The sequence below is a fragment of the Alteromonas sp. LOR genome (assembly GCF_000753865.1).
In the GTDB taxonomy this organism is placed as follows: Bacteria; Pseudomonadota; Gammaproteobacteria; order Enterobacterales; family Alteromonadaceae; genus Alteromonas.
The window spans coordinates 66,241-78,212 of the sequence record NZ_JQFW01000056.1; the positions used below are offsets into that span (position 1 = coordinate 66,241).

General features: G+C 45.4%; 8 protein-coding genes. 1 reads left to right on the top strand and 7 read right to left on the bottom strand.

The window, feature by feature from the left end:
* Nucleotides 1–86 precede the first annotated feature (86 nt).
* From JV36_RS0115775 to JV36_RS0115795, 5 genes are all read right to left on the bottom strand, one after another.
* Nucleotides 87–911, bottom strand: coding sequence for an HDOD domain-containing protein (locus tag JV36_RS0115775; protein ID WP_032097501.1), 825 nt, complete (start codon nt 909–911; stop codon nt 87–89).
* Between the two features lie 73 nt (nt 912–984).
* Nucleotides 985–1,281 (bottom strand): DUF1289 domain-containing protein, encoded by a 297-nt coding sequence (locus JV36_RS0115780; RefSeq protein ID WP_032097500.1) that lies wholly within the window; start codon nt 1,279–1,281, stop codon nt 985–987.
* 216 nt (nt 1,282–1,497) lie between these two features.
* Nucleotides 1,498–2,208, bottom strand: a complete 711-nt coding sequence (locus JV36_RS0115785) for an SIMPL domain-containing protein (RefSeq protein ID WP_032097499.1) — start codon at nt 2,206–2,208, stop codon at nt 1,498–1,500.
* Between the two features lie 343 nt (nt 2,209–2,551).
* Nucleotides 2,552–5,674, bottom strand: a complete 3,123-nt coding sequence (locus tag JV36_RS0115790; RefSeq protein WP_032097498.1) for an efflux RND transporter permease subunit — start codon at nt 5,672–5,674, stop codon at nt 2,552–2,554.
* Nucleotides 5,674–6,942, bottom strand: coding sequence for an efflux RND transporter periplasmic adaptor subunit (locus tag JV36_RS0115795; RefSeq protein WP_032097497.1), 1,269 nt, complete (start codon nt 6,940–6,942; stop codon nt 5,674–5,676). Before JV36_RS0115795 ends, JV36_RS0115790 begins: the two co-directional genes overlap by 1 nt.
* Nucleotides 6,943–7,159: 217 nt before the next feature.
* On the opposite strand from JV36_RS0115795, the gene JV36_RS0115800 reads away from it, so the two are divergent.
* Nucleotides 7,160–8,242, top strand: coding sequence for a LysR family transcriptional regulator (locus tag JV36_RS0115800; protein WP_032097496.1), 1,083 nt, complete (start codon nt 7,160–7,162; stop codon nt 8,240–8,242).
* A 68-nt stretch (nt 8,243–8,310) separates the two neighbouring features.
* Here the strand turns inward: JV36_RS0115800 and lpdA are convergent, their stop codons facing one another.
* Complete coding sequence (gene lpdA, locus JV36_RS0115805; protein WP_032097495.1) at nt 8,311–9,732, bottom strand: dihydrolipoyl dehydrogenase; 1,422 nt, start codon at nt 9,730–9,732, stop codon at nt 8,311–8,313.
* A gap of 142 nt (nt 9,733–9,874) precedes the next feature.
* Complete coding sequence (aceF, locus tag JV36_RS0115810) at nt 9,875–11,950, bottom strand: pyruvate dehydrogenase complex dihydrolipoyllysine-residue acetyltransferase (protein WP_032097494.1); 2,076 nt, start codon at nt 11,948–11,950, stop codon at nt 9,875–9,877.
* Nucleotides 11,951–11,972: the final 22 nt, after the last annotated feature.

Below are 11,972 nucleotides of genomic sequence, written 5' to 3' on the forward strand. Positions count from 1 at the left end.
AGTGAGCAATGACTAGCTATAATAACATTCGCTTAAGTAATATATTTACTGAAGCACTATATTCACTTTGCGGTTTACGCTTTGACTCATCTGATTAGTGCAGCAATTTTCACTGTTTCACGCTCTGCGTAATCAGTGGCATTACTCACCATTTCCATGTCCAAACTTACTGTATTGGCTATTTCAGAAGTAAAAAGTTCAATATCTGAATGATTTTCTTCGTCTAACTGACGCACTGCAATTCGATTGGACAACGCCAGCACCCCAATTTCACGATCTGACGACTGTCTTGCCACATCGTTCACATGCGTGATTGGGTAGAATAAACCAATAGGTAAGTTCCAACTTTCCAATATGATACCGCTACAGTGTGCGAAGGTAAAACCGAAAAGCTGCTTTTGTCGCTGGTAAGGAAGTAGTGATTTATCACTGTCTAAATATTGTTGGTAAAGCTCTGGCGAACGCTTTGCTATTACAAGCTCGCTTAAGTTTTGCAGTATTCCCATCACAAAAAAGCGCTCTATGACTTTCGCATTGGTACTCATAGCCAGGTGTTTGGCTAACATGCCTGAATAAACAGACGCATGCCAATGTTGCTTTAAATCGATAAGTTCAGAATCAAAACACTTGAAGGCAGTGCTGGCTGTTTCAGAGACAACTAAGTTATACAGCGCCTCTCCGCCAATCACGTTAATGGCTTTTGACACAGACTCAATTTGAGAGGGAAAACGGAACAAAGAACTGTTTGCAAGGCGTAGCACCTTAGCCGTAAGCGAGGGGTCAATACTGATTAAGTTACCTATGTCTTCAGCGCTTGAGCGTGGGCAGTCGAGTAATTCACGCAACCTTACGCATACATTGGGCAGCGCAAAGGATTTAGTGGCAAACTTTACGTATTTCTTTATCGACATTAACACACTCTCAATTGGTATTAGACGCGGCTATAACAACTGATTCTAAAGCCTTTGGGCTCTGGCTCGTCAGCTATTCATTATCGCGTTGCTCGTTCTCAAACAGGCCTATTTGGCTATTTGTCTTCTTACTTTGTGCTTCTAGTTGCTGTTTGCGTGCTCTGGCAATAATGGCGCGCTTACGCCTCATGCAGGCCGCTATAATTTGGCGTTTCGTTGCATCATTCACTTGAAGCCAATAAAGACGTTCATCTCGGCTTCTAAGACACCCTTTGCAAAAACCACGAGGTCCTGATTCGCAAACCCCAATACACGGGCTTGGTATTTCAAAGAACTCCAGTTGTTCAGACTGTGGTTTCTGCTGTGACATGATCTCTCATTGTTTTTGCTAGAATGAGTGCGTTACCGCAGCCCTTTCTACTGTGATGTTAACGTTAGCGAACTCACGGCGCCGATTAAACACGAAACTCAACCTTAGTGCTACTAGACATTAGCATCAAATAAGCCTTGAACCTCATAGCGCCTTCAGCTTACATAAAGCCCTTAACGTGAATATAGCACTCAGCTTAAATATGGCCTTTAGCGATTAATCGACTAACGTATAATCTATGGTCGAAACCACCCGCACCTTTTTAATATGAGGATGGTAGCTATCTCTGCTGCTAATGCTAAAGCGACCTTGATTGGCTCGCTTGATTTTGCCTAACGTACTTTGGGAATCTGTTGCAAATTTTTCAGCCACTTCCCTCGCGTTTAATGTGGCTTCTTCAATCATAGAAGGCTTCACTTCGTTCAACCGTGTAAACACGTAGTCGGGCTGGGCCTCGTAGCGGTTTTCAGATAGCACTATTCCCGACTTAATAAGTTTACCCATTTGCTGCATCGCTGTGCGAACCGTTTCAACCTGCGATGAAAAAACCGTAATGGTTTGTACGCTGCTATACCTAAATGGCGCTCTTTCACTTCCACCATACTGCTGTGCAAGCTTGTCTGTAATCTGGGGTTTGCCGGTAGTAATACTATCTGGCTTAATGCCGCTATCTGTTAAAAAGCGTACTACTGTTTCACTGTTTAACTCAATACGATCGTAAAGCTCGGGCAAGTCGTTACCGGCATCCACAAACTGAATTGGCCAAATAACTTGGTCGGCAACAAACTCTCTCTCTGATAACCCCTTTACCGTCACCACCCTATTCCATGTCTGCATGTCTTTCATCGATGCAGATATCGTCGTACCAAGAAACGCAACAGCAAGGATCATACCTACTGCGATAACAATTGCCGCTCCTACTTTCATGTGAATGACCTCCTTTGTGCTTAAGTCTTCATCTGTGCTTAAGTTTTTAACGATTCGCTGATAGCGCGAACATAGTAAATTGAATAATAGTACTTTTTTAACGTCTTACCTAGGCTACATTATTTTGCGCCAGCGTACTCATGAGTAAAAATACGGGCTAATAAGGATAAACCAGCAGCAATCTAAGACAACCAAAATAAAAAAAGGCCACTCAATTGAGTGGCCTAAAAATGCTCCTTTAGAGAGCAACGCTTGGGTAGACGGGAGAATCTTAAATAAAGAAACGTCTGAAATAACAGAAGCGTTTGGTAACAACGGATAGCGTGTGAAATTTACATAAACGCTAGCCTTTTCGTTTCAGTAAGTAATAAAACACTGGTGTAAGGATTAGGCCAAAGACGGTGACTCCTATCATGCCGGAGAATACCGCTACGCCCATAGCTTGACGCATTTCAGCCCCAGCACCAGTAGAGAGCACCATAGGCAATACACCCATAATGAATGCAATTGAAGTCATTAAAATAGGCCGTAAACGCAATCGGCTTGCTTCCTTGATTGCCGCTAACGCGCTCATTCCGCTGTCTTGTAACTCTTTCGCAAATTCCACAATAAGAATGGCGTTTTTGGTTGCCAAGCCAACCAACACAATTAACCCTATTTGAGTGAATATGTTGTTGTCACCACCATAAATTTTAACCCCGATTAACGCGCTCAGCAGGGTCATAGGCACAATAAGAATAATGGCTAACGGCAAACGCAAGCTTTCATATTGCGCCGCGAGTACGAGAAACACCAACAGCACAACAAGTGGGAAGATGTAAGCCGCTGCGTTACCTGCCAGTATTTGCTGGTAGGTGAGCTCTGTCCACTCGTAGGTCATACCTAGCGGTAATGTCTCGGCAAGAATTTCCTCAATAGCGGCTCTAGCCTGATCAGATGAATATCCAGGTGCAGGTGCGCCATTAATTTCCGCCGTAATGTAGCCGTTGTAATGCATCACTCTGTCTGGGCCGGCGCTATGCTCAACATCCAAAAAAGAACCAAGGGGGATCATGTCGCCCTGAGCGTTTCGTATTTTGAATTGGCTAATATCTTCTATATCTTGACGGTACTGTGCATCGGCCTGCACGTTCACTTGATAAGTTCGCCCAAATAGATTGAAGTCGTTCACATACAGCGAGCCTAGATAAGCTTGCATGGTGGTGAATAACGTATCTATGTTCACCCCTTGGCTCACTGCTTTTTCCCGATCCACATCTACATCTAATTGCGGAACGGCAACGGTAAAGCTGGTGAAGGCATCGGTAAGCGCAGGATGCTGCCACGCTTTGCCAATCACTTCTTGAGTGACTCGCTCTAGCTCTTCAAATCCAAGGTTGCCTCTATCTTCAACCTGAAGTCTAAAGCCACCAATCGTACCCAACCCATTTACCGGAGGCGGTGGAAAAATAGCCACATAGGCGCCTTTAATCGAGCCAAACTGTTGATTCAATTTAGCGGCAATAGCACCTGCCGATAGCTCTGGAGACTCGCGCTCATCGAAAGGTTTTAACGGCGTAAACAAGATGCCCGAGCTGGGGCTGTTGGTAAATCCGTTAATATTTAGCCCAGGAAATGCTACCGCGTCTGAGACACCAGGGTGTTCCATAGCAATACTCGACATCTCTCGAATAACTTCTTCAGTTCTGTCCAAACTTGCTGCATTAGGAAGCTGAGCAAACGCCACAAGATATTGCTTATCTTGAGGGGGCACATATCCCGTTGGGGTGGTAGCAAATTGATTGTAAGTTAGCGCAATAAGGCCGGCGTAAAGCACTAATACAATGCTGCTCTTACGGATTAATCCACCAACTGCATTGGTATACCCTTTAGCACTGCGCTCGAACAAACGATTAAAAGGCGCAAACACAAATCTGCCAAACACTTTGTCCATCCCCCGCGTTAGCCAATCGTTAGACTTGCCGTGAGGTTTTAGCAACAGCGCAGACAGCGCTGGGCTAAGCGTTAAAGAGTTTATCGCAGAGATAACCGTTGAAATGGTAATGGTTAATGCAAACTGTTTATAAAACTGCCCAGTTAAGCCGCTCATAAATGCAGTGGGAACAAATACTGCAGCCAGTACTAGCGTGGTGGCAATGATAGGCCCAGTGACCTCTTTCATCGCCTGCACAGTGGCATCAAAAGGTGTTTTACCCTCTGCGATATTTCGCTCTACGTTTTCCACCACCACAATGGCATCGTCAACAACAATACCTATTGCCAGTACTAATCCGAACAGAGACAGCGCATTGAGGGAAAAGCCCATTAGCTGCATAAACGCAAAGGTACCTACCAACGAAATAGGGACCGCTACTAAGGGAATAATTGAGGCGCGCCACGTCTGCAAAAACAGAACCACGACCAGCACCACCAACAACACGGCTTCAAAAAGGGTGTTTACTACCGCTTCTATGGAGCCCCTAACAAACACAGTGGGATCGTAAACAATGTCGAACTCTAGCCCTTCAGGGAAAAGCTGAGACAATTCAGCCATGCGAGCGCGGACATCGTCAGAGATCTGTATTGCATTTGAACCTGGAGCCTGAAAGATAGGGATTGCCGCAGCCGGCTTGTTATTAAGCAGTGAACGTAACGAGTAAGTATTTGCACCAAGCTCTATACGCGCTATATCTTTTAGTCGCGTAATTTCACCATCATCGCCAGTTTTAACGATGATATTTTCAAACTCTGACTCGTCTTTTAAACGGCCGCGAACGTTGATTAACAGTTGAAATTCACTAGACCCAGTAGGCTGTGCGCCCAAGCTACCAGCGGCAGCCTGTTGATTTTGATCAGCAATAGCGGCAACCACGTCGCCGGGGTTCATTTGCAGAGCAGCAAGCTTACTTGGGTTAAGCCATACGCGCATGCTGAACTCACCTGCGCCAAATAAACGCACCTGACCAACACCGTCAATTCGGGCTAGTTCATCTTTCACATTTTGATCAGCGTAGTTCGACAAGTACAGCATGTCGTAACGATTATCCGGTGACGTTAAATGCACCACCATAGTCAAGTTTGGGGATGACTTTTCGGTCACTACACCAAGGCGCTGTACTTCTTGTGGCAATCGAGGGGTCGCGCGGTTAACACGGTTTTGTACTAGAGTTGTGGCATCGTCTGGGTCGGTACCAATGGCAAAAGTGATAGTGAGCGTCATACGTCCGTCGCTTGTAGCCTGCGACGACATATACAACATATTTTCTACCCCGTTAATTTCTTGCTCTAACGGCGTGGCGACGGTTTCTGCTATTACTTCAGGGTTAGCACCAGGATAGTTCGCCGTGACTACAACTGTGGGTGGCACCACTTCTGGGTATTCAGTAATGGGTAGCTGCCATACCGCAATAGCACCACCGATAAATATAAGTATGGACAATACGCCGGCGAATATCGGCCGGCTGATAAAAAATTGCGAAACATTCATTACTTAAGGCCTGCCGTTGCTGAACCGGTAGAAAATGAACCTCCTGATAACACGTCTTCCACTTGCGCCATGTTTTGGGTAACTTGCGTTGCGCTATCAACGCGAGACTGCCAATGCTCTAAGTTTGCAAGGGCATCTTCATCACTCATGGGAACTTTGTTTCTGGCTACGGTCGCGCCTGGGCGAACTCGTTGAAGTCCGTTAACTACAATCGTGTCGTCTGTAGACAGCCCCTGTTTAATAATGCGCATGCTTCCTACTTTGTCGCCTAATGTGACTGGGCGGTACTCCGCTTTATTGTCATCATTTACCACAAGCACATACTTATTATTAAGGTCTGTTCCTATGGCTCTTTCTTTAATTAGTATGCCCTTCTCATTGGTATCACCAGCAAGTTTCAAATGAGCGAACAAACCTGGAATTAAACGGCCGTTTTCATTGTCGAACACAGCGCGTACGCGAAGGGTTCCGGTATTCGCATTAACCTGGTTGTCAATAAAGTCGATTTGCCCCCAGTGCATGTAATCGTTCTCGTTTGCTAGGCGCATTGCTACTGGCTGCTCACTCACCGCGCTAGAGGCACTAGTTTTATCAGATAAGTAATTAAGGTAGGTTTGCTCGTCAATATCGAAGTAGGCATACAGACGGTCGGTAGAGACGATACGGGTAAGTTCGGTTTGCCCTGCGGTAACAAAGTTACCTTCGGTGATATTGGCGCGCGACACGCGCCCTGAAATAGGCGCTTCAACACGGGCAAAACCGCGATTTAATCTAGCAACTTCTAATGAAGCTTGAGTTTGATTTAGACTCGCCGTCGCTTGATTCTTTTCGGCTAGTCGAGCATCTAACACTTCTTCTGATACCGCTTGAGTTTCGCGCAGCTTAAAGGCACGGTCGTAATTTTGCTTGGCAAGAGATAGTCGGCTTTTGGCTTCTTCAAGCTGCGCCGTTAAACGGGATACCTCTGCTTTAAACATTCTGTTGTCGATAAGAAATAGGGTTTGTCCTTGCTCAACATATTCACCCTCTTCATAGGCAACAAAATCAACATAGCCTGAAACACGAGGGCGAAGCGCTACAATATGCGGCGATTCTAGGCGACCAGTAAAGTTGTCCCACTCGGTCAAGCGTTGTGATACCACAGTAGCTACATCTACCGGTACACCCTTACTCGCTTGCATCATTTGATCAGATTCCTGCTTATCACCGCATGCAGCGATAAGTGCAGTGAGACCTACCACTGCCATAAAACGGGTTAAACTTTTCATTGCAAGATACTCTTTTGAAATTAGCTATAGGTTTGATGGCGCGCATTATGCTAAAGTCTAAACAATAAAAATAATTATCTTTTCGTATGCAACACATCATTTAATGTGATGCTTTGAGAGTATGTAACACCCTTGTTAACCGCACATATATATAGCGTAAAAATTGGCTATAAACGCTCAATATTGAGGCTATATTCAGGTTTTAATGGAGACGGCAATGCGTCCACATGACTTAAATTTATTGATGATTTTCGATGCCATCATGACAGAGGGCGCGATTACGCGTGCAGCAGATAGGCTTTCAATGACCCAGCCCGCTGTATCGAACGCCTTATCTAGAATGCGCACCGCATGGAAAGATGAGCTGTTTGTAAAAGACGGCAGAGGCATACAGCCCACGTCTTACGCAAAGAACCTTTGGAGTCAAATTCAAGGGCCACTGGGTGAGCTTGAAGTGGCGGTTAACCCCACCGATTTCAATCCGGCTACTGCCAAACGCACCTTTCGTATAGCCGCCACTGACAGTATTGTGTCTATGGTATGGGGCCCACTTCGGAAGGTGATTGAGAATGAAGCACCTGGCATTAATATTCACGCTATTCCTAATTACGATATGGAAACGGACAAAATATTAAAAGACGCCGAGGCTGAGTTAACGTTTTCAAAGCATCAAGAGCCTGATTCAGTGATACGTGCAGAACATGTGCTAGACCCGAGTTGGGTGGTAATAATGCGCCCCGATCATCCTCTTGCAGCGTCCCAACTTACACTGGATGACTTTGTAGCAGCCGATCATTTATTGGTATCGGTGACTGGCGATGTCACTGGCCCAACCGATCAAGTATTGGCTAACTTGGGACTTAAAAGACGGGTTGCCATGTCGGTTAATCAGTTTTATAACGCCACCCCACTTTTGAAAGAGAGTAACCTTATCTGCGTAGCGCCATCTCTGGTGGTAGAAAAAGAAATATTTTCTGGCGAGCTGGCTGTGTTCGAAACCCCTGTGGAAATTGTCAGCTCACCGCTTTCGGTTATGTGGCATAAGCGTCAAGATCAAGACGCTGGGTTGCAATGGTTGCGGGGGCTGGTTGTGAAGTTTATTCGCGAGCGAGTTCAGCGCCATGAATTACTGTTGTCGCAATGCTGCAGAAAAGCGTACTGTGAAGACACGGTGAAACGTCTTATGGCACAGCGCAATATGGATAGCAGTGAGTTTACTCCAGCGCACTTGCAAACCGCCAACGATGCGGTAGCAGAGCCTGAGTCTGAACCTGCATTGAAAGACAAGGTTACAGCCTAAGTTTTATCTGAAAACACAATTAAAAAACCCGCTAATTAGCGGGTTTTTGTAACATCAGAAAAAGTTGTTTATTTCTTTTTCTTTGCCTTAGGGTTTGGCAAATCAGTAATGCTTCCTTCGAATATTTCAGACGCTAGTCCAATTGATTCGTTTAACGTAGGGTGAGCGTGGATGGTAAGTGCCACATCTTCACCGTCGGCACCCATCTCAATAGCTAGGCCAATCTCGCCAAGCATTTCGCCCGCGTTAGTACCTACCATTGCACCACCGATAACGCGACCAGATTCTTTATCGAAAATCATCTTGGTCAAACCGTTAGTGGAATCCTGAGCAATTGCGCGGCCTGATGCAGCCCACGGGAACGAAGCTACTTCGTAGTTTACGCCCTGCTCTTTAGCTTCTTTCTCGGTTAAACCAACCCAGGCAACTTCTGGCTCTGTGTAGGCAACTGATGGAATGGCACGTGGGTCGAAGTAGTGCTTCTGACCTGCAACCACTTCTGCAGCAACATGACCTTCATGTACCGCTTTGTGTGCAAGCATAGGCTGACCTACAAGGTCACCAATGGCAAAGATATGCTCTACGTTAGTACGCATTTGCTTATCAACATTGATGAAACCGCGCTCATCAACATTAACGCCTGCTTTATCAGCGCTTACTAGGTTACCATTTGGCTTACGGCCAACTGCTACAAGTACTTTGTCGTAGCGTACTGGTTCAGCAGGTGCTTTTTTGCCTTCAAAAGTAACATACAAACCATCATCTTTTGCTTCAACCGCAGTCACTTTGGTTTCTAGCATGATGTTGAATTTTTCTTTGTAGTCTTTCATGAATACTTTCATGATGTCTTTATCTGCAGCTGGAATAAGCTGGTCTAAAAACTCAACTACATCAACGTTTGAGCCTAGTGCTTCATACACTGTACCCATTTCAAGACCGATGATACCACCGCCAAGGACTAGCATTTTCTCTGGAATATCTTTCATTTCCAAAGCGCCAGTTGAGTCGATTACGCGATCGTCTTCTGGAATGAATGGCAAGCTAATTGGCTCAGAGCCTGCAGCAATAATCGCTTTTTCAAACGTAATAGTGGTAACGCCGTCGTCACCTTGCACTTCAAGAGTGTTGCTGCCCGTAAACTTACCGTAGCCTTTCACATGCTTGGTTTTACGCATTTTGGACATACCGGCAAGACCGTTGGTAAGCTGCTTAACAACGCCGTCTTTGTAGTCACGGATCTTGTCTAGATCAATCTTTGGCTCGCCAAAGCTCACGCCATGACTTGCCAAGTGCTTTGCTTCTTTCATTACTTTCGCAACGTGAAGAAGTGCCTTTGACGGAATACAGCCAACATTAAGACATACACCGCCTAATGAATCGCGCGAATCTACGATAACTGTTTCAATGCCTAAATCGGCTGCACGGAATGCTGCAGAATAACCGCCAGGGCCGCCGCCCAGTACCACTAATTGCGTTTTAATTTCGCTCATTGTGAACCTCAATCCTCTTTTTTGATTATGCTAACACGCGTTGCTTACACATATAGGCGCTAGCATAACCTAAATACCGCCCTAAGGGCCTATAAAATCGTCAAAAATGTTAATCATATTGTAAACATTTTACGATTTTTTTTTAAAGTATAATTCTACGTAAGTCCGTTAGGTTAGCAGCAACTTCTGCAGCAAACCTTGCACCTACAGCACCATCAATAACACGGTGGTCGTATGACAAGCTTAACGGAACCATTAAACGAGGTTCAAATTCGCTGCCATTCCACTTAGGTTTCATCTCTGATTTAGAGACACCTAAGATACCCACTTCGGGGGCATTCACGATTGGCGTAAACGCCGTACCGCCAATACCACCTAGGCTAGAGATAGTGAACGTGCCGCCTTGCATATCGGCAGACTTCAACTTGCCTTCACGTGCCTTCTTAGATGTATCAATTAGCTCTTGAGACAGTTGCTCAATGCCTTTTTTGTTTACATCTTTAATGACTGGCACAACAAGGCCGCCAGGAGTTTCTACCGCAATACCGATATTGATGAATTTCTTAATGATCAAGCTTTCGCCATCATCAGATAACGACGAGTTAAACACCTCGTATTTTTCTAGCGCTTTCGCTACGGCTTTCATAACAAAAACAAGTGGCGTGATCTTTAAGCCAGACTTTGTTTTTGCATGATAAGCATTCTGCTCTTTACGGAATGCTTCAACGCCAGTGATATCAGCTTCATCAAACTGCGTAACGTGTGGAATAGTAGCCCAGTTACGATGTAAGAACGGCCCAGAAATTTTCTGGATACGCGATAGCTTCTGCTCTTCAACTTCACCAAACTTGCTGTGATCAACAGGTTTAACCGGCACAATTTGAAGTACATTGTCACCTACAGGTGCATTACCTGACGCGGCAGCCGTTTTAGGCTTAGCCAATTCAGCTTTAACGTACTCTTGAACATCTTCCTTCAAAATACGATTCTTACGACCAGAGCCTTTTACCAAGGTGAGGTCTACACCGAACTCTCGTGCCACTCTGCGCACTGATGGAGAAGCATGGGCTTTACCGTCATTGCTTTCTTTGTCAGAGCTTGAGTCTGCTTTAGCCGGCGCAGGCTTTTGCGCTGGTGCTTTTGACTTTTCTTCAGTCTTCTTGTCCGCAGATTCTTTACTAGAAGAATCTGACTGCTTCGATGCTTCAGGCTTACTTTCTTCATTCGCCGAAGAGGCTGATGCGCCACCACTAGTTTCTAATTTCACCACTAGTGTGCCTTGCTTAACCTTATCGCCTGTTGAAATAAGCACTTCTTTTACCGTACCAGCATGTGTTGATGGCACATCCATGGTGGCTTTATCGGTTTCAAGTGTGATCAGGCCATCTTCTTTTTCAATGGTATCGCCAACAGACACGAGTACGTCGATAACATCGACTTCACCGTCTTCACCAATATCAGGAACAGATACTTCAATCACTTCACTTGATGACGAATCTGAAGATGCTGCATTTGACGATTTAGCTTCTTTGTCGGCGCTACCTGAAGAGTCAGTGCTCGAGCTTTCCGTGCTTTCAGATGAGTCAGAACCGCTGACCTCAAGCTTGATAACCACGGTACCCTCTTTAACTTTATCGCCATTGCTAATTAAAACTTCTTTCACGGTACCGGCGTGACTGGACGGCACGTCCATTGTCGCTTTGTCAGTTTCTAGCGTAATGAGGCCATCTTCTTTTTCAATGGTATCGCCCACCGCAACTAGCACATCGATAACGTCAACTTCGCCGTCTTCACCAATATCTGGTACAGCAACTTCAATTATGTTGCTGCCTGAAGATTGAGCAGAGTCTGATGTTGATTCAGACTCTTTTTTAGGCTCTTCGCTTGAAGATGACTCACTGTCCGACTCGGCGCTGTCTGCTGAGCTGCCCGCCTCAGAAGCATCAGCCTCAGTGTCAGCACCTTCAGAATCAGCATCAGCTTTGGTTTTGATTTCGCCGATAACGTCGCCTTCTTTAATCTTGTCACCCACGGCAACAGATAGGCTTACTATTTCGCCTTCAAACGGCGCAGGAATGTCCATAGATGCTTTATCGCTTTCTACAGTAACAATCCCTTCATCTGCCTCTAATGTGTCACCAACGGAAACACACAGCTCGATAACTTCAACTTCGTCACCACCAACATCGGGAACGACAATCTTTTGAATATCTGACATATGTAAAATACCTTATGTGTCT